The sequence below is a fragment of the Pusillibacter faecalis genome, from assembly GCF_018408705.1.
Classification (GTDB): Bacteria; Bacillota; Clostridia; order Oscillospirales; family Oscillospiraceae; genus Oscillibacter; species Oscillibacter faecalis.
The window spans coordinates 2,846,105-2,869,435 of the sequence record NZ_AP023420.1; the positions used below are offsets into that span (position 1 = coordinate 2,846,105).

General features: G+C 53.7%; 27 protein-coding genes and 2 pseudogenes. 17 read left to right on the forward strand and 12 right to left on the reverse strand.

Features of this window, described 5'->3' with window-relative positions; genetic code table 11:
- The first annotated feature begins 36 nt into the window (after positions 1 to 36).
- Positions 37 to 765, forward strand: a complete 729-nt coding sequence (locus tag KJS55_RS14350) for a PrsW family intramembrane metalloprotease (protein WP_213543613.1) — start codon at positions 37 to 39, stop codon at positions 763 to 765.
- Between the two features lie 52 nt (positions 766 to 817).
- Here the strand turns inward: KJS55_RS14350 and KJS55_RS14355 are convergent, their stop codons facing one another.
- Positions 818 to 2,119 carry a glycosyltransferase gene (locus tag KJS55_RS14355; protein ID WP_187032746.1) on the reverse strand — a complete coding sequence of 434 codons (1,302 nt, stop codon included), beginning with the start codon at positions 2,117 to 2,119 and terminating at the stop codon, positions 818 to 820.
- A gap of 410 nt (positions 2,120 to 2,529) precedes the next feature.
- Positions 2,530 to 2,898 carry a nuclear transport factor 2 family protein gene (locus KJS55_RS14360; RefSeq protein WP_428846514.1) on the reverse strand — a complete coding sequence of 123 codons (369 nt, stop codon included), beginning with the start codon at positions 2,896 to 2,898 and terminating at the stop codon, positions 2,530 to 2,532.
- A 270-nt stretch (positions 2,899 to 3,168) separates the two neighbouring features.
- Here KJS55_RS14360 and scfA point away from each other — a divergent pair, with 270 nt between their 5' ends.
- The 4 genes from scfA to KJS55_RS14380 all read left to right on the forward strand — a co-directional run bounded on the left by scfA (position 3,169) and on the right by KJS55_RS14380 (position 6,734).
- Positions 3,169 to 3,315: a six-cysteine ranthipeptide SCIFF gene (gene scfA, locus KJS55_RS14365; RefSeq protein WP_187032748.1), complete on the forward strand. Its 147-nt coding sequence runs from the start codon at positions 3,169 to 3,171 to the stop codon at positions 3,313 to 3,315.
- Between the two features lie 49 nt (positions 3,316 to 3,364).
- Positions 3,365 to 4,747, forward strand: a complete 1,383-nt coding sequence (scfB, locus tag KJS55_RS14370) for a thioether cross-link-forming SCIFF peptide maturase (protein WP_187032750.1) — start codon at positions 3,365 to 3,367, stop codon at positions 4,745 to 4,747.
- Positions 4,744 to 6,081 carry an aminotransferase class I/II-fold pyridoxal phosphate-dependent enzyme gene (locus tag KJS55_RS14375; RefSeq protein ID WP_213543614.1) on the forward strand — a complete coding sequence of 446 codons (1,338 nt, stop codon included), beginning with the start codon at positions 4,744 to 4,746 and terminating at the stop codon, positions 6,079 to 6,081. The genes scfB and KJS55_RS14375 overlap by 4 nt, the downstream gene beginning before the upstream one ends.
- A gap of 74 nt (positions 6,082 to 6,155) precedes the next feature.
- The gene (locus KJS55_RS14380) at positions 6,156 to 6,734 is read left to right on the forward strand and encodes a hypothetical protein (RefSeq protein ID WP_187032754.1); all 579 of its coding nucleotides are present in this window, start codon (positions 6,156 to 6,158) and stop codon (positions 6,732 to 6,734) included.
- 52 nt (positions 6,735 to 6,786) lie between these two features.
- Here KJS55_RS14380 and KJS55_RS14385 read toward each other — a convergent pair whose 3' ends face one another.
- The 4 genes from KJS55_RS14385 to KJS55_RS14400 form a co-directional block, all read right to left on the reverse strand.
- The gene (locus KJS55_RS14385) at positions 6,787 to 7,365 is read right to left on the reverse strand and encodes a GDSL-type esterase/lipase family protein (RefSeq protein ID WP_187032756.1); all 579 of its coding nucleotides are present in this window, start codon (positions 7,363 to 7,365) and stop codon (positions 6,787 to 6,789) included.
- 22 nt (positions 7,366 to 7,387) lie between these two features.
- Positions 7,388 to 8,383, reverse strand: a complete 996-nt coding sequence (locus KJS55_RS14390) for a ribokinase (RefSeq protein ID WP_213543615.1) — start codon at positions 8,381 to 8,383, stop codon at positions 7,388 to 7,390.
- A gap of 166 nt (positions 8,384 to 8,549) precedes the next feature.
- The gene (locus KJS55_RS14395; RefSeq protein WP_187032761.1) at positions 8,550 to 9,752 is read right to left on the reverse strand and encodes a PstS family phosphate ABC transporter substrate-binding protein; all 1,203 of its coding nucleotides are present in this window, start codon (positions 9,750 to 9,752) and stop codon (positions 8,550 to 8,552) included.
- Entirely contained in the window at positions 9,749 to 10,204 is a 456-nt protein-coding gene (locus KJS55_RS14400; RefSeq protein ID WP_187032763.1) for a helix-turn-helix transcriptional regulator, read from the reverse strand. Before KJS55_RS14400 ends, KJS55_RS14395 begins: the two co-directional genes overlap by 4 nt.
- A gap of 200 nt (positions 10,205 to 10,404) precedes the next feature.
- Between KJS55_RS14400 and KJS55_RS14405 the strand changes: the two genes are divergently transcribed.
- From KJS55_RS14405 to KJS55_RS14435, 7 genes are all read left to right on the forward strand, one after another.
- Positions 10,405 to 10,719: a PadR family transcriptional regulator gene (locus KJS55_RS14405; RefSeq protein WP_187032765.1), complete on the forward strand. Its 315-nt coding sequence runs from the start codon at positions 10,405 to 10,407 to the stop codon at positions 10,717 to 10,719.
- Positions 10,716 to 11,852, forward strand: coding sequence for a DUF2812 domain-containing protein (locus KJS55_RS14410; protein WP_213543616.1), 1,137 nt, complete (start codon positions 10,716 to 10,718; stop codon positions 11,850 to 11,852). Before KJS55_RS14405 ends, KJS55_RS14410 begins: the two co-directional genes overlap by 4 nt.
- A gap of 13 nt (positions 11,853 to 11,865) precedes the next feature.
- Positions 11,866 to 13,077: a DUF2812 domain-containing protein gene (locus KJS55_RS14415; RefSeq protein ID WP_213543617.1), complete on the forward strand. Its 1,212-nt coding sequence runs from the start codon at positions 11,866 to 11,868 to the stop codon at positions 13,075 to 13,077.
- A gap of 46 nt (positions 13,078 to 13,123) precedes the next feature.
- Complete coding sequence (locus KJS55_RS14420; protein WP_187032771.1) at positions 13,124 to 13,321, forward strand: DUF6774 domain-containing protein; 198 nt, start codon at positions 13,124 to 13,126, stop codon at positions 13,319 to 13,321.
- Positions 13,322 to 13,527: 206 nt separating this feature from the next.
- Positions 13,528 to 13,671: a helix-turn-helix domain-containing protein gene (locus KJS55_RS14425; protein WP_228300550.1), complete on the forward strand. Its 144-nt coding sequence runs from the start codon at positions 13,528 to 13,530 to the stop codon at positions 13,669 to 13,671.
- A 423-nt stretch (positions 13,672 to 14,094) separates the two neighbouring features.
- A complete protein-coding gene (locus KJS55_RS14430) occupies positions 14,095 to 14,490 on the forward strand; it encodes a transposase (RefSeq protein ID WP_213543618.1) in 396 nt (131 codons plus the stop codon).
- On the forward strand, positions 14,447 to 15,454 hold the full coding sequence (locus tag KJS55_RS14435; RefSeq protein ID WP_213543619.1) for a transposase: 1,008 nt from the start codon (positions 14,447 to 14,449) through the stop codon (positions 15,452 to 15,454). Before KJS55_RS14430 ends, KJS55_RS14435 begins: the two co-directional genes overlap by 44 nt.
- A 304-nt stretch (positions 15,455 to 15,758) precedes the next feature.
- Here the strand turns inward: KJS55_RS14435 and KJS55_RS14440 are convergent.
- The 4 genes and pseudogenes from KJS55_RS14440 to KJS55_RS14450 all read right to left on the reverse strand — a co-directional run bounded on the left by KJS55_RS14440 (position 15,759) and on the right by KJS55_RS14450 (position 18,288).
- A pseudogene (locus KJS55_RS14440) lies at positions 15,759 to 16,626 on the reverse strand (aminoglycoside 6-adenylyltransferase AadE).
- Between the two features lie 205 nt (positions 16,627 to 16,831).
- Entirely contained in the window at positions 16,832 to 17,239 is a 408-nt protein-coding gene (locus tag KJS55_RS17420; RefSeq protein ID WP_228300551.1) for an alpha/beta fold hydrolase, read from the reverse strand.
- Positions 17,169 to 17,462 carry a hypothetical protein gene (locus KJS55_RS17425; RefSeq protein ID WP_228300552.1) on the reverse strand — a complete coding sequence of 98 codons (294 nt, stop codon included), beginning with the start codon at positions 17,460 to 17,462 and terminating at the stop codon, positions 17,169 to 17,171. The genes KJS55_RS17420 and KJS55_RS17425 overlap by 71 nt, the downstream gene beginning before the upstream one ends.
- Positions 17,463 to 17,487: 25 nt before the next feature.
- The gene (locus KJS55_RS14450; RefSeq protein ID WP_002584986.1) at positions 17,488 to 18,288 is read right to left on the reverse strand and encodes a helix-turn-helix domain-containing protein; all 801 of its coding nucleotides are present in this window, start codon (positions 18,286 to 18,288) and stop codon (positions 17,488 to 17,490) included.
- A gap of 314 nt (positions 18,289 to 18,602) precedes the next feature.
- Here KJS55_RS14450 and KJS55_RS14455 point away from each other — a divergent pair, with 314 nt between their 5' ends.
- The 5 genes and pseudogenes from KJS55_RS14455 to KJS55_RS14475 all read left to right on the forward strand — a co-directional run bounded on the left by KJS55_RS14455 (position 18,603) and on the right by KJS55_RS14475 (position 21,225).
- Positions 18,603 to 19,016 (forward strand): cysteine-rich VLP domain-containing protein, encoded by a 414-nt coding sequence (locus tag KJS55_RS14455; RefSeq protein ID WP_002584985.1) that lies wholly within the window; start codon positions 18,603 to 18,605, stop codon positions 19,014 to 19,016.
- A 111-nt stretch (positions 19,017 to 19,127) separates the two neighbouring features.
- Positions 19,128 to 19,525 (forward strand): annotated as a pseudogene (locus KJS55_RS14460) (replication initiator protein A).
- Between the two features lie 184 nt (positions 19,526 to 19,709).
- Positions 19,710 to 20,654 carry a MobV family relaxase gene (gene mobV / locus KJS55_RS14465; RefSeq protein WP_002584983.1) on the forward strand — a complete coding sequence of 315 codons (945 nt, stop codon included), beginning with the start codon at positions 19,710 to 19,712 and terminating at the stop codon, positions 20,652 to 20,654.
- A 72-nt stretch (positions 20,655 to 20,726) separates the two neighbouring features.
- On the forward strand, positions 20,727 to 20,921 hold the full coding sequence (locus KJS55_RS14470; protein WP_002334813.1) for a hypothetical protein: 195 nt from the start codon (positions 20,727 to 20,729) through the stop codon (positions 20,919 to 20,921).
- A 100-nt stretch (positions 20,922 to 21,021) separates the two neighbouring features.
- Positions 21,022 to 21,225, forward strand: a complete 204-nt coding sequence (locus KJS55_RS14475; RefSeq protein WP_044927257.1) for a recombinase family protein — start codon at positions 21,022 to 21,024, stop codon at positions 21,223 to 21,225.
- A gap of 48 nt (positions 21,226 to 21,273) precedes the next feature.
- Here KJS55_RS14475 and KJS55_RS14480 read toward each other — a convergent pair whose 3' ends face one another.
- Together KJS55_RS14480 and KJS55_RS17535 are read right to left on the reverse strand one after the other, a co-directional pair.
- A complete protein-coding gene (locus tag KJS55_RS14480; RefSeq protein WP_002569190.1) occupies positions 21,274 to 22,950 on the reverse strand; it encodes a recombinase family protein in 1,677 nt (558 codons plus the stop codon).
- 100 nt (positions 22,951 to 23,050) lie between these two features.
- Positions 23,051 to 23,278, reverse strand: a complete 228-nt coding sequence (locus KJS55_RS17535) for a transposon-encoded TnpW family protein (RefSeq protein ID WP_004607973.1) — start codon at positions 23,276 to 23,278, stop codon at positions 23,051 to 23,053.
- Positions 23,279 to 23,331 lie beyond the last annotated feature (53 nt).

The following is a 23,331-nucleotide window of genomic DNA, read 5'->3' on the forward strand; positions in this document are numbered from 1 at the left end:
ATGTTACACTGAACGGCAGAGAGAGGAGCCATTATTATGTTCTATATTTTGCCAATCCTGCCTGTTTTACCGATTTTAATAGTTTATATTCTGGCTGCAATTCTGCCAGCAATTTTTTTGCTGCGCTTTATTTACCGCCATGACACGGTGGAAAAGGAGCCGCCTGGGCTGCTGGCTCTTTTACTGCTGATGGGCGTGGTGTCTGCGGTTTGCTCTGGCTTCCTGGAAAGTTTGGCGGAGTCTCTTCTGAAACTTCTGGTATCTCCCAGCAGCCCAATCTATGTGGTGCTGACGGCCTTTCTCGTGGTGGCTATGATCGAAGAAGGGACCAAATTCTGGCTGATGAAGTGCTGTACTTGGCGGCATCCGGCTTTTAATTATCGTTTTGATGGAATTGTCTATGCGGTGTTTGTATCTCTGGGGTTCGCCGCATTTGAAAATATCCAGTACATTTTGCATTATGGTCTGTCTGTGGCGTTGCCCAGGGCATTGCTGGCGGTACCGGGGCATATGGCTTTTGCAGTATATATGGGAGTTTTTTATGGCCGCGCAAAACGTAGTGAAAGCCAAGACGATGGAGCTGGAGTCCGGAGGAATCTATGCCTTGGATATGTGTGGGCGGTATTTCTCCACGGATTCTATGACACCTGTGCAATGATCGGCAGCATTCGCGCAACAGTGGTGTTTGTCATCTTTATTGTAGTGGTGTTTTTCCAGGTTTACCGGCTGCTCAGACGGGAGTCTGCAGCCGATGCGCCGATTTAAGAAATCCCCGCCCTGCGCGTTTTCCATAGAGGCGCACGGGCGGGGGCTTTCTTTATTGGAGAAAGTTCTGGATGTTTCCGTTAATACGTTCCATCATGGCGTGATACTGAACACATTCCTCCTGGGTAAAGCCATCCAGGCGGATTGCCTGCCAGTCTGCCAATGCGATTTCTAGATCCCGCAGAACCGACGCGCTTTCCGCCGTGAGTACCGGACAGCGCTCGTCTGCGTCGGAGGGAGTCTCTGTCTCAATCAGGCCTTTTCCGCCCAGGCGCTGCAAGGAGAGCGTGAGTGTGCCGCGAGACAACCCCGTGAAGTCTGCCAGCTCCCGCCGGGTACAGGGACGTTCCAACTGTCGCAGGGCCAGTAGGAGCAGTGCCTCCTGTGTGGACAGGTCATTTTTCAAAGCTGCGGTTTCCAGATGGTATTCCAGCAGCTTTCGGTTCCGGAAGGAATCGCACAGGCAGCCCTGTCCCAAAAGACCGCCGGAGCAGGCGCGTACCCGCTCACTTCCAAGCCGCTGTGCGGTAGGAAGGGGAGGAACTGCGCCATCTCCCGCGGCATCCACCAGGAAGCGGTAGACCTTGAGCCGGCTGCGCTCGTACTCTTCCTCATCCAGAACCTCTTTAAAAAACTGTTGGTAGTATTCAAATACGCTCAACTTCATTTTTACTGTTTTGGTGAGGCTGAGTCCTTGGGTGGCCAGAGAGCCTTTCGTTTTTACATAGTAATAGATCGGAAGTTGCAGCGCATAAAAACGCTTGGCACGGCGGATATATTCCAGATTGAACATGAAGTCCTCGCACCAGCTGATCTCAGGGTCCATGCGCAGACGATATTGTTCCACCAGCTTCCGGCGATAAAGCTTATTCCAAAGGACGCCGTAATAAAAATCCGCCGGATTTTCCATCATGTGGGCGGCATAGGCTTCACGGGTCATCAGCGTGTCCTCATCAATATCGCCCTTGCGGGAGAGCCGTTCCCCCACAACCCGGTAGAAGTCGGCAATCACCAGGTCGCATCGGTGGTTTTCCGCCGCCCGCACTAGGGAACGGGTGGCATCCGGCGTGATCCAGTCGTCGCTATCTAAAAACTGCAGATAGACGCCTTGGGCATGGTCCAGGGCATGATTCCTTGCCGCAGAGACGCCGGCGTTCTTCTGATGAAAGACCCGGACCCGGGCGTCCTGAGCGGCATAGGCATCGCAGATGGCGCCAGAGCCATCCTGACTGCCGTCATCCACCAGCAGCAGCTCAAAATCGGTGTATTGCTGGTCCAGAATGCTGTCTACACAGCGTTGAATGGTGTTCTCCGCATTGTAGACCGGCACAATAATACTGACATTTGGTTCCATAGGTGACGCTCCTTGTAAACAAATACGATCTCTATTCTAGCATAGGAAGCGTGTACCGTCAAATCCGGGCTGGCAGTGCCGGAGCGAAGATATGTGGATTCCCTCTTTTTCGATAAGGTTCCCACTGATTGGAATTGCCCGATCAATCTATATTTTATTCTTGCCATTTAACATTACTACAAGTACCCCTGTGCCTATCGCAATGACCGCGTAAAGTATCAATAACCAAAATAAGGTAGAATCCATCACTTCAAAAGGAAAAAGGGAGTGTGAGTCCTCCCTGTTCTAGATTTGTGTTGATATAAGGATACCCGGCAAATCGATGAAAGGTTTGCCGGGTATCCTTGTTATGTATCCAGAAACTATCTGCCAAGTGCAAGGGTAATTCAGTTTTTTATTTTGTCTCTCGCTTAAACTGGATTCCATTCAATCGGTAGGTTATGTTCTTTCAAAAAGGATAGTTTATCCCAATATCCTCTTTGGAACAAAATCTTTCCATTCACCACGTGAAAAAATCCGCAGCCTCTCAGCCCTAACGGGTCTTTCCACTCTAAAATTGCCCACTGTCCATCTTCAAATATATGCTCTACAATGCAAGTCATATCCGCCGAAGCAAACTCGTTCGTGAACATTGCTCGAATTGCTTCAATTCCGACAGCGGGTTCATTGGTTACTTGATGATTTGTTGCATCTTCGTGATAAAGACTTGTAATTTCTTCTACATCATGGTTATTAAAAGCATCTACCCACTTACACACTACCTCTTTTGGTCTCAACATAATATCTTTCACCTCCACAACTTCAAATTTATTTAATTGGCATTATAACACATATACGCTATTTTTCTTTTAATCATTATAGAATATAAAACTGTTTTGTGCAAGGCACACTGGCGAAATCGCCGGAGTTACAACCCGTCAGCCATCATCTTGAACAGGGAGTGTGAGCCTATGACCTTGACTTTCCCGGCTGCTTATGGTAAAATTCCTCTGATAAGCCAGCCGTCCCCTGCGGAACGGCCCGATCATGAAAAGAATGGAGAGAGCGTCATGGAAAGAATCAAGACTCTGGAGACCCGGAACCTGTGCGAGAGCGCCAAGAACGGCGGCTGCGGCGAGTGCCAGACCTCCTGCCAGTCCGCATGCAAAACCAGCTGCGGCGTGGCCAACCAGAAGTGTGAGAACACCGGGAAATAAAAAAGCCGCCGCCGGAAGGCGGCGCTTTTTCTGTCAGAGAGGACCTGCTATGGTACATCAATATCAACTGAATGGATACAACATCGTCTTGGACACTTGTTCTGGCGGCATCCACGTGGTGGACGAGGTGGCCTATGACGTGATCGCAATGTTTGAGACCCACACGCCGGAGGAGATCGTCTCTACCTTGTTGGAAAAGTACGACAGCCGCCCTGACGTGACGGAGGAGGATGTGCGGACGTGCATTGCCGACGTACAGAGCCTGAAGGATAGTGGGAAGCTGTTCACCCCGGATACCTTTGCGGAGATGGCGGGCACATTCAAGGAGCGATCCGGTGACGTGGTGAAGGCGCTGTGCCTACACGTGGCCCATACCTGCAACCTCAACTGCGGGTACTGCTTTGCCAGCCAGGGCAAGTATCACGGTGATCGGGCGCTGATGAGCTTCGAGGTGGGCAGGCGGGCTCTGGACTTTCTCATGGATCACTCCGGCAGCCGGCGGAACCTGGAGGTGGATTTCTTTGGCGGCGAGCCGCTGATGAACTGGGACGTGGTCAAGCGTCTGGTGGCTTATGCCAGAAGCGTGGAGAAAGAACGAGGGAAGAACTTCCGCTTCACTCTCACCACGAACGGTATGCTGATTGACGACGACGTGATCGACTTTGCCAACCGGGAGATGAGCAATGTGGTGCTGTCCCTGGATGGCAGGAAGGAGATCAACGACCGGACTCGGGTGGATTATGCGGGAAACGGCAGCTATGACCGGATTGTACCCAAGTTCCAGAAGCTGGTGGCGGCCCGTGGCGGGAAAAATTATTACATGAGGGGAACCTTTACCCACGCCAACCCGGACTTCACGAAGGACCTCTTCCATATGGCCGATGATCTGGGCTTCACGGAGCTGAGCATGGAGCCGGTGGTTTGCGCCCCGGGGGACCCGGCGGAGCTGACAGCGGAGGACTTGGATACCGTTAAGGAGCAGTACGAGCTGCTGGCGAAGGACATGCTGCGCCGGGAGCGGGAGGGACGGCCCATCACGTTCTATCACTATATGCTGGACCTGACCAGTGGGCCCTGTGTTTACAAGCGGATCTCCGGCTGCGGCTCTGGTACGGAATACATGGCTGTGACGCCCTGGGGAGACCTGTACCCCTGCCACCAGTTCGTGGGGGAGGAGGCATACAAGCTGGGAGACGTGTGGAACGGCGTGACGAACACAGCTCTGCGAGAGGAGTTCCGCGCCTGCAACGCCTACGCCCGCCCTGACTGTGCCGACTGCTGGGCGAAGCTCTACTGCTCCGGCGGCTGTGCCGCCAACGCCTATCATGCCACCGGCTCCATCCGGGGTGTGTACGAAGCCGGCTGCGAGCTCTTCCGCAAGCGGATTGAGTGCGCCATCATGATGAAAGCAGCGAAAGAGACTGCTCTATGAACACGCCCATCGCGGACTTTGTCCGGCGGTACGCCGCCTCTGATGCCGTTCGTTTTCACATGCCAGGTCATAAGGGACGGCCCTTCCTGGGCTGTGAGCCTTGGGATATCACGGAGATCGCCGGGGCCGACGCATTGTATGAGGCGGAGGGCATCATCGCTGAGAGTGAGAAAAACGCCGGGGCTCTCTTCGGCTCCCGCCGCACCTGCTATGCAACCGAAGGCGCCAGCCAGTGTATCCGGGCCATGCTGTATCTGGCAGTGACGGCCGGAAAGTCTCGGACCGTGGTGGCTGCCCGAAATATCCACCGCGCTTTTATATCCGCCGCCGCATTGCTGGACTTGGAGGTGGTGTGGCTCTGGCCGGAGGAGAGCCGTTCTCTTTGCGGCTGTCCCATCTCAGAGAAAAATCTGGAGCAAACGCTCTCTGCTCTCCCGGAGCCGCCTGCCGCCGTATATCTCACCAGCCCGGATTACCTGGGGGGCATGGCGGATATCTCTGCGCTGGCGCCCATCTGCCACCGGCATGGGGTGCCGCTGCTGGTGGATAACGCCCACGGGGCCTATTTGCGTTTCCTGCATCCCTCCTGCCATCCGCTGGACCTGGGAGCGGACCTGTGCTGCGACTCTGCCCACAAGACGCTGCCATCCCTCACCGGTGGGGCGTATCTTCACGTGTCCAAAACAGCGCCGGAGGCTTTGGCGGGGAGGATGAAGGAGGCAATGGCTCTCTTTGGTTCCACCAGCCCCTCCTACCTGATTCTGGAATCTTTGGACCTTTGTAATCGCTATTTGGCGGAGGATTATCCCGCCCGTCTGGCGGAGACGGTGGAGCGCCTTGCGGCGCTGCGGACAAAGCTGGCGGAGGCCGGCTGGCGGACGGAACTTAGCGATCCGCTGCGGCTGACGGTTTCCGCGCCGCAGGGTATCGCCGGCTGGGACCTGGCGGCGCGCCTGCGGCGCTCCGGCGTGGAGTGCGAGTATGCGGACCCGGATTTCCTGGTGCTGATGGCCACGCCGGAAAACGCACCGGAGGACGGGGCGCGGCTTTTGCAGGCGCTGGGGACCAGCTGGGCGCCTGCGGCGGACCACCCGCCGCTGCCCCTGGCGAGAGGGGAGAGGGTGTGCTCCATTCGGCAGGCCATGTTCTCTTCCAGAGAGATAGTCCCGGCGGCGGAGGCCCTGGGCCGGATCTGCGGTGCACCCATTGTCGGTTGTCCCCCGGCGGTTCCCGTGGCGGTGAGCGGGGAACGCATTACACCGGAGGCGCTGGCGCTGTTTATATACTACGGAATGAATACTGTGGAGGTTTTAGAGGAGAAACCGCCTGTGTGAGCAGACACAGACGGTTTCTCTTGCGTTTTCAGGGAGAATCCGGTAGAATCAGAGGATGAGAGGGGATGGTTTCTATGAGAGCAAAGAGGTGTATGTGGTTGCTGGGAGGGCTGGTGGCCCTTTGTGTATGCGCCGCGTGGCTCTATCAGAGCGCCTACCCGATTGCACCGGACCGGAGCAACGCGGCAGAGTGTATTCAGGACTTCTATCTCCACGGCAGCACTGCGGAGCCGCCTGTGGTCAAGCTTTACGATGCCGTCACCTTAGGGGATAGAACTTACGTCCTTCTGGAGCTGGGAGAGAACCTGGATCTGGGCCGCGCCATTCTGGAGCGCAGCCTAACCGGGCGGTACCGGGTGGCGGGTCTCGGCTATGGCGGCGGGAGCTTCCGGGATGAGATCGTGGAAACAGACGGGAGGAAATACCTGCTGCTGGGAGGAAGAAACACCGGAGAGCAGATCACCTGCGCCACGTTCACCTTGGACGGGACCGCCTATCAGACAGAGATCCCACGTCAGTCCCGTTTCCTGGTCTGCACGGAGGTGGACAGCCGGACAGAGGCCAGCCATCTGGATTTGGAAACCCTGACTTGGTACAATGCTCAGGGAAAGGAAGTCGCTGTCGACTACATACGACCCATCAGCGGGAGGTAAGAGATTATTCAGAAGAAACTAGCGGGAGCATCCAATGGATGCTCCCGCTTAGTCATGGCATTGTGTGAGAAGAAATGGACTCCAGCGTATCCTGCATCCGCAGGGCGAAGACGCGGTGCCCCTCCTCAGAGTAGTGGACACCGTCAAAGGCCATTTCAATGTCCCAGGCGCCGGGATTCGCGTAATGAATGCCCAGCCGCCGGGCCAGCGCCTTGTAGTAATCCGCCAGCTTGGCGGACTCCGTTACCAGCCGTTCCTCCGTCACCCAGGTGCCGGAGACCATGGGAACCGGTGTCAGCAGAAGGAGCGGATAGGCGGTGAGGCGGCCTAAAAACGCCTCCATCCGCGCAGCGACCTCCTGAGCCGAGAGACCCTGCATCATGTCGTTGCTGCCCAGGAACACCACTGCCTGGTCAAAGGGGCTGGCGGCGGCAAAGAGCGCCTCCGCATCCCGGAGTTCACCGGGAAGGTGGGGAATCTCCCGGCCGTTCAGACCGGCATTGAGCACCTCCCAGCCGGTGGCGCGAGCCAGCCGATCTGTCCAGCGAACATCCGGCGGATAGGGCTTTCCCAGAGGGGAGCGGGGGTCATGGCCGTAGGTATCAGAGTCGCCATAACATAAAATCCGCATGCGGGTTTACCTCCTATCCAAGTCAAGCTTTCAGTACATCTAAACGGGCGGGAGCCTGACAGCCCCGTTCCCGCATTAGGGTCAGAACCTCTTCCAGTGTGGGCAAGGAGGGCATGGCGCCCATCCGAGAGACAGTCAAAGCTGCGGTATAGGCGGCAAACTCCAGTGCCTGTGCATGGGACAGCCCCAAAGTCACCCCCACAGCCAGAGCACCTACGAAGGAGTCGCCGGCAGCAGTGGGGTCCGCCACATGCCTCATGGACACACAGGGGATATAGGTCAGGCCGTCCGCCTTAACCACAACGGCACCATGTCCGCCCAAGGTGATGACAATGTGCTCCACACCTTTGTCCCACAGCTTTGCGGCGATGTTTCTCAGATCACTTTTCAGAGGGCCCTCTGCGTCCGTTCGAAGCGGTAAGTGGGTCTCCATCGAGGCCTCCTGCTCATTGGGGATCAGCCAGCTCACCAAGCTCAACAGCTCGTCGTCCAGCTCCGTGGCGGGGGCGGGGTTCAGCATCACCGGCACACCGGCCTCCTTGGCCCATCGAGCCACCGTCCGGTTCACCTCAATGGGGATTTCCAGCTGTAGCAAAACCAAATCATAGCTGCCAATCTCCTCCCGCAACCAAGAGATTTCTTCCAGCTTCAAGGTTTGATTGGCACCTGGAATCACAACAATGCGGTTTTGTGCGGTGTGCTCCATGACCTCCAGCGTTACATGTCCTACGCCGGAGCTCACGCCCTTGTGTACCGCCACATGGTCCAGATGGATGCCGGCTGCCCGCAGCGGCTCCAATAGTTTTTCTCCAAAGAGATCGTCTCCTACACAGCCCATCATGGTGACTTCAGCACCCAGACGGGCACATTGAAGTGCCTGATTGGCCCCCTTTCCCCCGGGAGCCATATGGAATTCTCTGCCATAAACGGTTTGACCAGCGGGGGGAATTCGCTCGGTGGTGGCAATGACGTCCATCACGAAACTGCCCACGGCCAAGATACGTGGTTTTCTCTGCATGTGTTGTCTACTCCTGCTTCTTGCTTCGTCGTATGGTCTATTATACGACTTTCAAAAAAAAATGCAAGAGCTTTCAAAAAAATAGAAAAAAACGATTATATTTAGTTAAAAAGTGAGATATAAGATTGAGGAGATCAACCTATCTTCCATCCGCTACAGCTGGTATTCAGGAAATCGGCACATAGCCTGTCCGTTCTACCAGCTCCTGGCCCTCCTGGGAGAGAATCCACTGCAAAAGGGCGGTTGCGGCTTCGCTTCGCTCCTCAAGAGGTGGTTCCCCCACGCGGGAGGCGGTGACAGCATAGAACGCAGAGGTGATGGGATAGCTCTCGTTCCGGATGCTCTCCCGGGTGGGCTCCACACCGTTCAGAGCCAGCAGCCGGATATCCCCATTTTGCACCATTTCTGTTGCGTAGAACCGGAAGGAGAAGCCGATGGCGTTTTGATAATTTCGATAGCTGGCCACTTCTCGGATAATGCCGCCCATCCCGGCGATGCGTTCCTCTTCCTCCGGTTCCAGCAAGGGCAAGCCCTCCATCAGCCGCAGCAGGGCGGACTGGCTGCCGCTGTTCTCCGCCCGCTGAAAGGGGCGGATGCTTTGCCGGTTGCCGCCCACCTGGGACCAGTTGGTGATCTCCCCCGTGTAGATGCCCTGAATCTCCTCTACGGACAGATTTGTGACTGGGTTGCGGCTGTTGACGAAGAAGACAAAGGCCTCCTTGCCGATCGGGGTCAGGTGCAGTTCCACCCCTGCCTCCTCCGCCATGTCCAGCTGGTCCTGGGAGGGGGCGGCGGCAAAGATCATGTCCGTATTGCCCTGTACCAGCCGCTCATAGGCTTCGATGGTGCCAGTACAGGCTACCTGCCCGTTGCCGTCGGCGGTAGAAGTATAAAGGGGGTATTCTCCTTCCGGATAGACCGCCTGGACAAAAGCGGCGTACACTGGGTACAGGGCCGTAGCTCCGTCCAGACGCAGTGTCTGCCGGTGATCCAGTTCCAGAGAGGCCGGACCGTCCAAGGCGGCCAGCTGGTTATCCTCGCTGAAAGGCTCATACTGCCACAACAGGAGGTCTCGGTCATCCACCGTGGCCAAGCTCTCCCGATAGGCGCCTATTCCGATGGACACCACACAGCCCATGCAAACCAGAAGCGCGCACATACCCAGCCCCCGCTTCACTTTAGGAGAGAAATAACCACTGGCGGAGAGAATCCATGCCGCCATCACGGCAATCCCGGCTACGGGAATCACCCGGGTGACATAGAGGGGAAACATGCCCATGCTCCCAAAGAAGAACAAGATCAGCAGGGCTCCGCCGAAAAACAGTAGAATAGGAATTGCAATGCCGATCGCCCGCAACAATTTTTTCATGACGTTCCCTCCAAGTCTCTCAACTGCTGCCGGATTTCCTCCAGGTCAAAGGAGGAGCACACCCGCCCGTCCTCTGGGTCCAGCGCCCGGTAGTGCTGGGAGAGCAGGTTCTGCTGGATGGTATAGGGGCCGAGCGTCTCCACGAACCGCCACCACACCTTGCCGCCCATCGTCTTGGGATAGGAGGGCCGTAGGTTCTGAAAGGCCAGGGCCCGCACCAGCTCCCCGGCCTCGCCCCCCAGCAGGCCGGAGAGCACCTGGCTGCCGGAGAAAATGGAGCACAGTGCCACGGCCCCGGTCCACCCCAGAGAGGAGCGTCCCTTCTCAATCTCCACCAGCGTCTTTTTGGAAATTCCCAGTACACGGGCCATCACATCCTGTGTAAAGCCGTACTCCGTTCGTACCAGTTTTACCTGCCGGTCCAGCTCCGCGACAAAAGTTTCCCGCGTCATCGGTCTCACATCCCTGTCGTTGGTGGTGTAATTTTACACTTTATTTTCCAAAACGTCAAGTTTGAATTTAAAACTTCCCTTATTTAGACAGACATCTTGACAAAGTTTTAGGGAAAATACCGCTTTCTCTTGACAATATCGCCTTACGATATTATGCTGAAAATAAAAGGATATCGCGTTTCGATATTGGGGGTGAGCGGATGGCCAGGGAACCGCTGCGGGTGTTGACAGAGAGTATGTTTTATGTTCTGCTCTCGCTGCTGCGGCAGGAGCGGTGCGGCACGGAGATCGTAGAGTTCGTGGACAACACCACTGCCGGCCGGGTACCCCTGGGACCGGGGACGCTGTACACCATCCTGGGAAAGTTCGTGGAGGAGCGGCTCATTGAGGAGACGGCGGTGGAGGGCCGGAAGCGGACCTACCGCATCACGGAGCGGGGACGGGCCCTTTACCGGCAGGAGCTGAGCCGCCTGAAGCTGTGCGTCGAGGACGGAGAGCGGGAGGGATGGGGATGAAAGATAAAAAGCGGATGCTGATGCCTGAAACCAGCCTGGAGACCGGGACCATGGAGAGCTGGCTGGAGGAGATGTTTGCGAAAGGGTGGCAGTTGGAAGAATGCGGCTTCCGGTTTGCCAGATTTCGGCGGACGGAGCCCACGCAGGTCCGCTGCCGGTTGATGCCTATGCCGAAAAATGAGTCTCTGGATATCCGGCGGGAGCGGGAGGAGCTCTTTAACGAGATGGGGTGGGAATATCTCACCAACAAAGTGGACCAGTATGACATCTATATTTGTCGAGACCCCCATGCCCCAGAGCTGGAGACAGACCCGGTGGCCGCCGCCTGGGCACGGGACAGGATGTTGCGGAAAGAGCGGCGCAACCTGATTTTGACTTGGCTGGCACTGGTGGCGGTGATCATGCTGGTAATTAGTCGGATTGTTCGCTCCGAGACCCCAGTAGAGACGTTGATCCGCAGCGTAGGGATCAGCGCACCACTGAGCATGCTGATGCTTGTGTGGGCGGTGTGGGAAACGGCGGCTTTTTTGCGCCGGGTCCGGTTTCTCCGCAGGCAGATGGATGCTGGGTTGCCCCGTTCCCGCGCAGGGTCTTGGCGGGGGGAGCGCCGTCGAGCGGGGCTTATCTTGGGCGCTACAATCCTGATGGATATTTTGGTGATCGGCTATCCTCTCTCCCAGCTGGGCACCAGCTGGGGGGCGGACCTGGAGGAGCTGGACCGGCCCATTCCCTGCCTCATGGGCTGGCAGGTGGACGAGACGCTCACCCAGGCGGACCGCACCTCCGGCGTCTGCCTGATGAATCCCACGTTCCTGACCCCTGGACACTATGATGTTTGGGACTATTATCCCGGTGAGCGGAAGCTCATCAACCAGGGCGATGTGCTGCTGCTTTCATTCCTGGCGGAGCCCCTCTACCGAGAGTGGCAGGAGCGGATTCGGGACTATGCAGAAGGGAATGTGATCGAGCTGGACGATCCGGGCTTTGACGGCGTGTCCTTGGGCCGCCGGGGAGAGGACACCTTCCTTGTTCTCTGGCAGGGACGAGTCGTGTTATACGTAGGAGCCTTTGGGGTTACTGGTGTGGAGAAGCATCTGGACGAGTATGCCGACGTACTGGCGCAGTTCCAATGAGGGGGAGGTACCGATGAGTGAGCTGGGAAAAGTGGATTCCTATGACGAGCTGCGGCCGGCCAACATCTACGACGTGGCAGCCAACGAGACTTGGCTGGAAGACCAGTCCGCCCAAGGCTGGCATTTAACGGGCTTTTCCGGCTGGAGTGGGCTCTTTGCGCGGGGGGAGCCCAAACACTGCCGCTACCGGATGCAGCCCTTGCCAAAAAAGGAAAAGGCCCCAGACCCGGCGCTAATGGAGGCATACCAGGAGATGGGCTGGACGTATGTTGCCACGCTCCCCGGCACCTTCCATGTCTGGCGGTGCGACGACCCCGGGGCGCCGGAGCTGGACACGGACCCGGTGGTCCAGGGCCTGGGCTATGGCTACCTGAGGCGGAGGATGGTCCGGGACCGCGTGTGGAATCTGCTGGCGTTGGCGGCAGCGATATACTTCCTGTCGGCGGTGAACTGGGCCTCCGACACGCCGCTGCTGGACACCCTGGAGGAATTTGCACCCGGGGAGCTGACGGTGCGGCTGCTGGCCGTGGTGCTGTGTGTGGTGGTGATGGTGTGCGAGGTCCGGGCGATGCGCCGCCTGCTGCGGTCGCTGCGGGAGGGCATTCCCCTAAAGCGGCCCCGGCCCTACCGGCGGCAGAAATGGCTGGCCCGGTGTCTGTATGGTGCGTTGATCGGCATCCTCCTGCTGCATCTGGTGGGAAACCTCCGAAATATAAATGGGAATAGCCTTACTAACGGCTGGGACGGCGGAGACACCCATTCTGTGCCCAAGGCTGGCGTGGTCTATGTGGACCTCCGGGATCTGGAGGGAGCGGAACAGACGGAGTTTTGGAGCTGCCGCACCAAGGTCCTCGAGCTCTGTCCCCGGATGTACGAGACCCGCCAGCTGTCCCTGGGAGAGGCGGAGGGACCCCTCCAGCCGGGAGATTCCTATCCGGTGATCTCCTCCGCAGAGACCACCCACTACCGCCTGCTGACGGAGGGCTTAGCTCGGCGGCTTGTGAAGGAGCTGAGCCGGGGTCGAATCGCCTCTCTGGGAGTTTACGGCCACCCCGCCCTGACGGCGGCGGAGACCGACAGCCTGGATGAACTCTGGTGGGGCGAGGACCGGTACTACCAGTTTGTCCTGGCCCGGCTGGGCCGGCAGGTGCTCTTCCTCCGGTACGAGGGAGAGACGGACCTGTGGCAGGCGGAGGCCTATTTTGCATCGCTGCTGAAAAAATAAATGGGGGTCCTTCCTCATATAGTGCTTACAAAGAGGGGGGAGCAGGATGGATGCCTTTGAGCAGAGCGCCAGTGTTTATGCGCTGGCGTTGACGTTGGCCAAGAGCATGAGCACAGAGGAGCTAACCCGCACAGCTCTGCTGCTGACGCAGCTGGGTACCACACTGGCGACCCTGGCTGGATTGCAGAATCTGAACCAGAGCAGTAGCTCCCAGGAGCTGGCAGACCTCTCCGGCCTCCGGTAATCCTTTTTCTTGAAAGAAAAAGGACCAAAAGCGAGCGCGTTACGGGGATCTGGCAGGTGCGGTGGCCTGGCAGCTTGACAACGGAGCTTGGCGGGATGAGAGCGCTCTGAATGAGCCCCGATGAGGGAGAAAGCTGGCGAAAAAGTCCGGCTCCACGCTGCGTTTGTTGCGGATGTGGGCCGGATTTGCTATACTGGGGTCAGGTGATGAAGATGAATCGGGAGAGAACCGGGATGTTGATCGCGGAGGCCCGGAAACAGAAGAATATGACGCAAAAGGATCTGGCTGCGGCGCTCCATGTCTCTGACCGGGCGGTTAGCAAATGGGAGCGCGGGGATTCACTTAGATAAAGATACCACACCATTCCCACGCTGACTTTTGCTCAACCGATACAGCCGGAGGGCTGGATAACAAGAAAAGGCGGTATGCGCCCCGTAGAGGGGTAGCGTACCGCCTTTTCTTGTGGGGGGTTTCCAAAGGGGGCAACGCCCCCATTTGGCACACGACTTTGCGAAGCAAAGTGTAGTGTGTTATACGCTCTGTCGGCGTTGCCGTGAAAATGCCGTTGCCGCCGGGGAGGGGCGGCAGGAAAACAGGGCTGTGCTTGTGTGGCGTGGAGCCGCAAGCGCAGGTCTGTTTTCATCAGCAGACAGGGCGTATATGAAAGCCCCCGTCCCTCGTCCTACGCTCCGACTTGTGGACAAAGTGGAGCTGTTGACAAAATCCCTTTTCCCCCAAATTATGCTACAATAAGAGGGAAAGGCGGTGGCGGAATGCAACTCAAATTCCACACAGTGACCATCGAGGATCTCATGCCTCAGGATCACTTCCTGCGGCGGCTGGAGGCCGCTTTGGATCTCTCTTTCGTGCGCGTGGAAACCGCTCACCTGTACAGCCGGCGGTATGGGCGTCCGCCCATCGACCCGGTGGTGCTGGTGAAATACCTCCTGGTGGGCTTTCTGTACGGCATCCCCTCGGAGCGTCAGATCGAGCAGCGGATCCAGACGGATGTAGCCCTGCGCTGGTATCTGGGCCTGGATCTGTTTGACCGGGTGCCGGATCACAGCACCATCTCCCAACTGCGGCGGCGAAAGCCGAGTTTTCGGAAGATCTTCCGGCGGCTGTTTGAGGAGGTGGTGGGGGCAGTGCGTCGCCAAGGGTCTGGCTAGTGGACGGCTGGTCGGAACAGATTCCACCCATGTGAAGGCCAACGCATCCTGGGCATCAGAGGAACTGGTGGAGTTGCCGGAGAGTCCCGGAGTATACTGGGAACGGTTGGACACCTATGAGGAAGAGGGTCTGGAGGAATTGGAACGCCGGACAGGAAAACGGCGAAAGAAGCGGGTCAAACAGATCAAAAAAGATCGGCGTCAGACCAGGAAGTGGGTCAGTCGGACAGACCCGGAATCCGGACATATGAAACGTCCGGGGAAGCCACGCGGGCAACATTACCTCGCTCATCAGACGGTAGATACGGACTGCGGCGTGATCTTGGATGTAACGGTAACACCCGGCGATGTCTATGACTCTGTGCCCTACCTGGAGCAAATTGAGCGGATCCACAGGAGTATCCTGCCTATCCAGGCCGCGACGGCGGATGCCGCCTATGACTTCCCGCTGGCCCATCAGGCGCTGAAGGAGTTGGAGATCCAATTTTTCGTCCGTCCACAGGCAGTTCACGACCGCACCAATGTGGAACTGAAACGGGAGGCATTTCAATATGATGAGAGTTTGGATGCCTATGTCTGTCCCAACGGCAAGTTGCTGCGCCTGAATACGCTCCACCGCAGTGCCAGCGGGCTGTACTGGCTGTATCTGGCGGACAAACAGGATTGCCAACGCTGTCCTCTGCGCAAAAAATGCCTGAGCCAGCAGGACAAGCGGGGCGCGCGGAAGTTGGAGCACAGTTATTTTACGGCGCAGCGGAAGCGGAATTTATCGCGCCTGAGCGATCCGATCTACCGGGAAGCCCTCAAGAAGCGGCAGATCTGGTGTGAGGGCACCTTTGCCGCTCAAAAGAGAGGTCACAATTTAACGCAGATATTGCGGCGAGGTTTAGAGGCAGCGGAGGATCATTGCCTCCTTTCAGCGACCGCTTTGAACCTGAAACGGATGATATGGGCCATGAAATGACGCCACAGGGCGTCTTTTTTCTGCTCAATTTCCTATTGCTGTTTTTCTGAGACTACTTTGTCAACGGCTCCAAAGTGTCCCGAAGTTGTGGCTACACTCCCGGAAAAGTAACAGGACAGCGGGTAACCGTCAAGGCTGAAATGAACGGGTTTACACCCGGCCTTGACCGCCACCCGCCGTCCCACTGAATGGGTGGACAAGGCGGCCAATCCCTCAAAGTGCTTGTCCGCGCTCTTTCTGATTTTGAGGTATTCAGTTTTTCAAAATTGAATAATCAAAATAAATTTTTTCGATTGAAAAAATTTTATTTGTTATCATCTTCAATGCCATATTTTTTCTTTTGCCGAATCACATAATTACTGATTTTTTCATCATATAGTGGATACTGGTAATCCAACTGGCATGCCACTTCTGACGAAACCTCCCGGAACAATGCCATACATTGTTCAAAGGATTCCCACATATGGGGATAGGAATCCATATTATAAGTGGACATAAGTCGTTCCCACAATTCCTCTGGGACATATTGCTTCATAAATTTATAGTTTTTTCCCAAACTGAAATGAAATCCCTGTTTGATACCAATCAGCCAGGAAATCATGCGAAGCAATTCTTTTCGTACTATATCATTCATATGGTCAATAGCAAAAAGAATTTCTTTGCGGCATAAGCCCTTTACTACATATGTTGTAGTATTCCAAAATTCATTACAGCAATCGTCAAACATTCTTTGAGTAGGCTTCTGCAAGTGGTAGTCTATATCCGTTGGTATTGGCGGCTTTACGATACGGTTGTCTTTATCCAACAGTAACTTTACCAGTTTATCCCATGTAAAATACTCGTCTATCAGTTCCAGCGGCAGCAAAGTTAAATCTATCTTAACATCATCAGTAAACAGCATTAAATATGAAAATCCCTTTTCTACAGCTGGAAATAATTCCATATCTTCCGGCTTTTGCAGAATCAACCTTTCACCAAATATATCTAGCCATTTATCATCACTTGTGAAGCTGTCCATATCCGTAACAAAAAAAAGTAATATCAAAATCCTGAAAATCATCAGGCGGAATATTTGTATTTGTTCTAGATCCTTCCAAAGTAACCATGCGAATGCGTTTGTCTGTTTTTGCAAAATTCAAAACAATATCATAAACTTCCTTTTCTGATCTCATTTTTATCTCCTCCAATTATTGAAATAGGTGTGAAACCATTTTAGGGCTTTCCCGCCTTGATTACCCTTTAGCAAAGACGGGCGGGACTGTCAACGGCGGCGCATGAAATGCGCCGTTCATCTTGACCATTGACTGGCTCGGCTGGCTTTGCTATTTATTTTCTAAACTTTTATGCTTGTAGTTTTCGAGTTTCTTTCAGAATTGTTTAAGAATTTTTCAAATAGTATTCATTCAATATATCTGCTAAGGCTTTTGGATTTTCTTCATTGACAACATGGCCTGTATTCTCAATAATTTTCAATTCTGCGCTTCTAATACTTTGTGATAAGTAATCCGCTGATTTCATATTTGCACTGTCTTTCTTTCCGCAAAGAATTAAAGTGGGGCACTTAATATTTTTCACCCTATCACTGAAATCTAAATTCTTCATAGTGTCCCCTAAAGCAAATGTGTTCTTTTTATCAAATGCCATAGTTTCAAAAATAGATTTTGGTAAAAATCTGAAAATTATATTTTGAAAACTAAATGCTACTTTCGGGACTTTATATGGCGTTCCGATTAAAACTAATGTTTTCACTTTTTGCGGGAAATCCAAAGCAAAATTCAGAGCCAAAAATACCACCTAATGAAAGACCGCATAAATGAATTTGTCCGTCAAATTCGTTACAATATTTTACAAATGAAGAATATAGATTTTCGTAGCTTGCCTCTTTCCCTTCAAGGATGGAGGATAAATTTGGACATACAATATCTTCGTTGTTTGTCATGTATGAAATTGTTTTTTCCCAACTTGTTGCTTTGTGTCCTGAGCCGTGAACAAATATTTTTGTTGCCATAAGTATCTCCTTTGAATTTTATGTTTTATTTTCCTGCCTGCTCAATCATCTTCTTCGCCAACTGCTGGAACAGGTCGGCAGTTTCTTTGTCCATCGGCGCAAGCTGTCCGATCTGTCCGGCTATCATCGCTGTTACATCGTCAATGGAAAGCGGGTTTTGTTTCTGCTCCGCCATAGTGTCCCGCATGGCTTGGAACATAGCGGCGGTCACAGCTTCTCCCGGCTGTTCCCCGTTGTCAATGTCTTTCTTAATGTCCCGCAGGATAGCAAGGAACACATTTTTGATTTTCTCTATCTCCGCTTCATGTTCCCCCATCTTCTGAGCGTTCAAAAGCTGTAAATCCTGCTTTGCTTCCGCCCGGTGTTCCGGGTGTTCTTTCATCAGGTCGGACAGGGAAGCCGTTGCCATCTCGATAAGCTGGTTTCGTGCCATTATCCCCTTTGCCGCCGTGTCCTGAAAATAAATCCGTATCAAATCTATCAGCTTGGGAAAATTCCTGTGTTCCAGTAAGCGATTGAGTATTTGCACATCAACAGCACCCGTCACAAGCCCCCTCACGGCTCCCTCGGACAAGCCTAATTCAGAAATATCGTAGCTTTTGCGGACGCTCACGGTAGACAAGCCCAGTATGTAGTCTGTCGATACCTTAAATTCCTTTGCCACACCTATGAGAATATCACTGCTGACCGTTCTCGTTTCGCCGCTGACAATGCGGCTCAACTGGGAAGCGGAAACGCCTATCTTCTCCGCAAGTTCCTTTTGTGTGATATGGTTTCCGTTGCATAAATCGGAAATCCGCTGTCCGGGTGTTCCGGGTAAAGCCATAGACACGCACCTCCTCCGCATACTTCCATTATACAGGATGATTGCAAAAATGCAATTTCCAAAGTGTAAACTTCATCAAAATGCAATTCTCGCAAAATTCCGGGGATTGCATTTTTTTCGTGTAGACTTAGGATAGTTCATCGATGGACAGCACCTTGAAAACAGAATGACCGTCCGAAAAGGAATACCCCGGCTGGGGAAGCACCGCAAGGAGCCGGACTTCGGGACAAAATGTCCCGAAGCTGCGGGGAGCGTGCCAAAGCTGGAAATCCTTTCGGGGAAAACGGCAACGGAAAGCAAAATGGAGGGAACGCATGAGAAATAACCCCTATAAAGACTTGCCGCCGCTGGAACGCAGGCCGGACGGTTCCCTTTACCGCATGACACCGGCACAGAGGAAACAGGCGGCCAGCCTGATACGCCGGGAGTGCTGTTGCTGTGAGGACGGCAACTGCATTGTCCTTGACGATGGGGACACCTGCACCTGCCCGCAGACGGTTTCTTTCTCGGTCTGCTGTAAGTGGTTCCGCTGGGCGGTCTTGCCGCTGGACGGGACGCTGGAAGCGGAGATTTTCCGGGATAAGGACTTGAAACGCTGTGTGGTCTGCGGCGGTGTGTTCGTCCCCAAATCCAACCGGGCAAAATACTGCCCCGGCTGTGCCGCCAGAGTTCACAGGCGGCAGAAAACAGAAAGTGAACGGAAAAGGAGGTCTGCTGTGGACAGTTAGGAGCGAAAAAAGCCTTGATTTATCAGGCTTTGCAAGCCCCAAACCGGGGCAGGTGGTATAAAGTATCGCCCGCCCCGGAAAACGGGCTTCTAACCGTCCACAAAACGCACTATGACAAATACCATCTATATCCATCAGCCGGAAAAAGGCGTTCAGCTTCACCCGGCTCCCGAATTTCCTCTTTGAAGCCCCCCACATTCAAGCCCCTGTCCAACGAGGCAAAGGTTCTGTACGCCTTTATCCTGCGCCGGACAGAGTTGTCCCGCAAGAATGGGTGGGCGGATGACTGCGGACGGATTTTCCTGTATTACCCCATCTGCGAGGTGGTTGACCTGCTCCACTGTGGGCGGCAGAAAGCGGTGAACACCCTGCGGGAACTGCAATACGCCGGACTGGTGGAAATCCAGAAGCAGGGCTGTGGAAAACCCAACCGCATTTTCCCAAAATCCTATGAAGCGGTTCCAAACACTGACTTCAAGAAATCCCGTTCTGGTACGCCGGAGGACTGAAAACCGTACCCATGAAGTACGGAAACCGCCCCTCTTGAAGTACGAAAACCGGACGGTATATAGAAATACAAAGATTAAAATGATTTATTTATATCCATTCCATTCCTATCGTATCAGAGATAATTCCGGCGGGATTTTCCCTGTGGAAAACCCCGGATAGGAAAGGAATGGGGAAAGGAGCAGAATGGCACAACACGCAATTTTGCGGTTTGAGAAGCACAAGGGCAACCCGGCAAGGCCGCTGGAAGCCCATCACGAAAGACAGAAAGAACAATACGCCAGCAACCCCGACATTGACACAAGCCGGAGTAAATACAACTTCCATATCGTCAAGCCGGAGGGACGCTATTACCACTTCATTCAGAGCCGTATCGAGCAGGCTGGATGCCGGACGAGGAAAGACAGCACACGGTTTGTCGATACGCTGATAACCGCCAGCCCGGAGTTCTTCAAGGGGAAATCCCCAAAAGAGATACAGGCGTTCTTCCAAAGGGCGGCAGATTTCCTCATTGGCCGGGTAGGACGGGAAAATATCGTGTCGGCGGTGGTACACATGGACGAGAAAACGCCCCACCTGCATTTGACCTTTGTTCCGCTGACAAAGGACAACCGCCTGTGCGCTAAGGAGATTATCGGCAACCGGGCAAACCTGACGAAGTGGCAGGACGATTTTCACGCCTATATGGTGGAGAAATATCCCGACTTGGAGCGTGGGGAAAGTGCCAGCAAGACAGGCCGGAAGCATATCCCCACCCGGATTTTCAAACAGGCGGTTTCCCTCTCCCGGCAGGCAAGAGCCATTGAAGCCGCCCTTGACGGCATTAACCCGCTGAACGCCGGAAAGAAAAAAGAGGAAGCCCTCTCCATGCTGAAAAAGTGGTTCCCGCAGATGGAGAACTTCTCCGGGCAACTGAAAAAGTACAAGGTCACAATCAATGACCTGTTGGCGGAGAATGAGAAGCTGGAAGCAAGGGCAAAGGCCAGCGAAAAAGGAAAGATGAAAGATACGATGGAACGGGCAAAGCTGAAAAGCGAACTGGACAATTTACAGCGGCTGGTTGACCGTATCCCGCCGGATATACTGGCGGAACTGAAACGTCAGCAGCGGCACACGGTAAAGGAAAGGTGATAGATATAAGCAGAAATTTTCGCCGCCTTTGTGCGGCATTGTACCTTGAAAACTGAATATGGAGGACACTGGATGGCAAAAAGCGAAAGCGATATTTTCACACCCCGGACAGGGCAGGTCATACAAGCAGAGAACGGCACGCAGTATTTTGTATGTGGGAACAACCGTATAAAAATCTCCGAACACTTCGCCGCAGGCGGGAAGCCCCTCGGTGATCTGATTGTAGATGTGGTGCGGCATACCGCAGAAAAAGCCGCTTCAACCTGATAGCCCATCATTGATAACACGCCCACGCTTATGATATAATTGCCATAGAGCAAAAGTATTGTAAGCGTGGGTTGTTTCTTTAGAAGGAGGATTTTTAACGGTGAAACAACCTTACAATACTACGATTTACAACACGGCGCTTTATATGAGATTGAGCCGGGACGATGAAAACTATGGTGACAGCGTAAGCATTGAAACACAGCGGACAATCCTGCAACAGTACGCAAAGGAACAGGGGCTTCATGTAGTCGGTGAGTATGTGGACGATGGCTGGTCGGGGACGAACTTTGTTGAGGTAAGATAACGATACCTTTTTTGCAGAGGGTGTTATCTTACCTCTTTTTGATGTATGTTAGATAGCATAACTCTTTACGTCGGCTCCTATCTGTCTGAAATAGGAGATACTTTCAGTAGGCTTGTCGCCTGTATCAACTCTGCCGACAAAGCTATAAAAGATTTCGATTTTGCGGGTGTTCGTTTCCTTATCCAGTTCGTGAATAAGAATACGGTCAATAAATTCATGGACGTTTTCGTAGGTCAGTTCTTCAATCGCTGTGTATCTGCGTACCAGTGCGACAAACCTTTTTACGTCCGCGCTGCGCTCGGTGGCGTTGTCGATTTCCTGTGACAGCTCCGCAATCCTCCGGGTCAGCGTCTTTTTTTCTTCATCATAGCCGGAAGTCAGAAAAGCAAATTGTTCATCTGAAAGTTTCCCTAAAGCGTTGTCCTCGTAGAGCTTGCGGAATAAGATGTTCAGCTCGTTAATACGGTTCTGCGCCTTGTCAAGTTCTTTCCGCTGCTGTGTCAGCGTCTTTTGTACTGCCTTTGCGCTGCACTCGTTGGCGGTTTCGATAAACTCCTGTTCATGCTCTTTCACATAAGACGTTACTCGCTGCAAGTCTGCAAGGACAAGTTCTTTCAATACGCTTTTGCGGATATAATGCGTAGTGCAGAGCATATCATTTCTTGCCCGGTTGCGGTAGTTGCCGCAAGTGTAGGCGTGTTTCCGTTCAAGCGTCCCGGCTCCGCGTACTGCATACATTTTGTAGCCGCAGTCCCCACAAAAGAGCAGCCCGGAAAACAGGTCAATTTCATCAACCTTTGTCGGGCGTTGCCGGGTGGCAATCCGCTTCTGTGCAAGTTCAAAGGTTTCTTCATCAATCAAAGGTTCGTGAGTGTTGGGGAAGAAATACCTTTTTTCCTCCGGGTTCTTTTTCGTCTTTTTCGACTTATAAGATACCTTGTAGGTTTTCCCGGTTATGGTATGCCCTAAATACTCTTTCCTTGTCAGAATGTCGTACAGTGTCTTATCCGGCCAGTTGTACCATGCGTTGAGCTGTGGGCGGGGGTGGCGTTTGCTCCCTGTCCTGCGGTAGCGCAGTTCCCCGACGGTCAATATCTCATTGTCCCGCAGCCAGTTCTGGATTTCACACATACGGTCGCCCCGTACATACATTGCAAAAATCTGTTTTACGACGTGTGCCGTTTCCGGGTCGGGTATCAGATGATTGCGGTTATCCGGGTCGATAAGGTAGCCGTAAGGAGCTTCGCCGTTGACGCGCTCGCCTTTCTGTGCCTTTGCCTGTTTGACAGCCCGGATTTTCTTTGAGGTGTCGCGGGCGTAAAACTCGTTGAACCAGTTCCGCAGAGGGGTAAACTCGTTATCTTCCCTCGCTGTGTCTACACCGTCGTTAATGGCAATGTAGCGCACTTCGTATTCGGGGAAAACAATCTCTATCAGTTCGCCGGTTTTCAGATAATTACGTCCCAGACGGGAAAGGTCTTTTGTTATGACGGTCGCCACGTTCCCGGCTTCAACCTCATGCAGCATGGCTTGAAGCCCCTCACGCTCAAAGCTCACGCCGGAAAATCCGTCGTCTACAAAAAAGCGTGTGTTGAAAAAGTGGTGTTCGTCAGCATACTTTTGTAAAATCAGTTTTTGGTTCTGTATGCTTTCGCTTTCCCCGGCTTGCATATCTTCCTGGCTCAATCTGCAATATAAAGCGGTAATCTTGTCTGTCTGTAACATTTTGTCCTCCTTTCCGACGACAGACAAGCATGGTATTTGTACTGTCTATATTATACCACATACCGCTGCCTGTGTCATGTATAAAATGTGAAGAAACGCCCTATTTCCGGGCGTTTGCGGGGTTCAGCTCCATGTCCTTGCGAATGAGCTTCTTTATCTTTTTATCCAGTGTGTCCGTTGCGCGTTCACTTGCGGACGAACATACAAGGTAAGTAACTTTTCCGATTTTATGCTCCGTTGTGGTAACGGGCGTCTGGTTTTGCGTCAAAGAAAATCCCCCTTTCTTTCGCAAACATATAATACAGTCTATGAATAGCAGCAAGTCCACTATTCAAGAAAACAAAGGCTTTAATCGGACGGTTATTAGCATAACCTCATGGG

Bases quoted from the DNA above. Each gene is read 5' to 3' on its own strand.
- KJS55_RS14350 (WP_213543613.1), top strand. From the start codon at position 37: ATGTTCTATATTTTGCCAATCCTGCCTGTTTTACCGATTTTAATAGTT.
- KJS55_RS14355 (WP_187032746.1), bottom strand. From the start codon at position 2,119: ATGGAACCAAATGTCAGTATTATTGTGCCGGTCTACAATGCGGAGAAC.
- KJS55_RS14360 (WP_428846514.1), bottom strand. From the start codon at position 2,898: ATGTTGAGACCAAAAGAGGTAGTGTGTAAGTGGGTAGATGCTTTTAAT.
- scfA (WP_187032748.1), top strand. From the start codon at position 3,169: ATGGAAAGAATCAAGACTCTGGAGACCCGGAACCTGTGCGAGAGCGCC.
- scfB (WP_187032750.1), top strand. From the start codon at position 3,365: ATGGTACATCAATATCAACTGAATGGATACAACATCGTCTTGGACACT.
- KJS55_RS14375 (WP_213543614.1), top strand. From the start codon at position 4,744: ATGAACACGCCCATCGCGGACTTTGTCCGGCGGTACGCCGCCTCTGAT.
- KJS55_RS14380 (WP_187032754.1), top strand. From the start codon at position 6,156: ATGAGAGCAAAGAGGTGTATGTGGTTGCTGGGAGGGCTGGTGGCCCTT.
- KJS55_RS14385 (WP_187032756.1), bottom strand. From the start codon at position 7,365: ATGCGGATTTTATGTTATGGCGACTCTGATACCTACGGCCATGACCCC.
- KJS55_RS14390 (WP_213543615.1), bottom strand. From the start codon at position 8,383: ATGCAGAGAAAACCACGTATCTTGGCCGTGGGCAGTTTCGTGATGGAC.
- KJS55_RS14395 (WP_187032761.1), bottom strand. From the start codon at position 9,752: ATGAAAAAATTGTTGCGGGCGATCGGCATTGCAATTCCTATTCTACTG.
- KJS55_RS14400 (WP_187032763.1), bottom strand. From the start codon at position 10,204: ATGACGCGGGAAACTTTTGTCGCGGAGCTGGACCGGCAGGTAAAACTG.
- KJS55_RS14405 (WP_187032765.1), top strand. From the start codon at position 10,405: ATGGCCAGGGAACCGCTGCGGGTGTTGACAGAGAGTATGTTTTATGTT.
- KJS55_RS14410 (WP_213543616.1), top strand. From the start codon at position 10,716: ATGAAAGATAAAAAGCGGATGCTGATGCCTGAAACCAGCCTGGAGACC.
- KJS55_RS14415 (WP_213543617.1), top strand. From the start codon at position 11,866: ATGAGTGAGCTGGGAAAAGTGGATTCCTATGACGAGCTGCGGCCGGCC.
- KJS55_RS14420 (WP_187032771.1), top strand. From the start codon at position 13,124: ATGGATGCCTTTGAGCAGAGCGCCAGTGTTTATGCGCTGGCGTTGACG.
- KJS55_RS14425 (WP_228300550.1), top strand. From the start codon at position 13,528: ATGAAGATGAATCGGGAGAGAACCGGGATGTTGATCGCGGAGGCCCGG.
- KJS55_RS14430 (WP_213543618.1), top strand. From the start codon at position 14,095: ATGCAACTCAAATTCCACACAGTGACCATCGAGGATCTCATGCCTCAG.
- KJS55_RS17425 (WP_228300552.1), bottom strand. From the start codon at position 17,462: ATGGCAACAAAAATATTTGTTCACGGCTCAGGACACAAAGCAACAAGT.
- KJS55_RS14450 (WP_002584986.1), bottom strand. From the start codon at position 18,288: ATGGCTTTACCCGGAACACCCGGACAGCGGATTTCCGATTTATGCAAC.
- KJS55_RS14455 (WP_002584985.1), top strand. From the start codon at position 18,603: ATGAGAAATAACCCCTATAAAGACTTGCCGCCGCTGGAACGCAGGCCG.
- mobV (WP_002584983.1), top strand. From the start codon at position 19,710: ATGGCACAACACGCAATTTTGCGGTTTGAGAAGCACAAGGGCAACCCG.
- KJS55_RS14470 (WP_002334813.1), top strand. From the start codon at position 20,727: ATGGCAAAAAGCGAAAGCGATATTTTCACACCCCGGACAGGGCAGGTC.
- KJS55_RS14480 (WP_002569190.1), bottom strand. From the start codon at position 22,950: ATGTTACAGACAGACAAGATTACCGCTTTATATTGCAGATTGAGCCAG.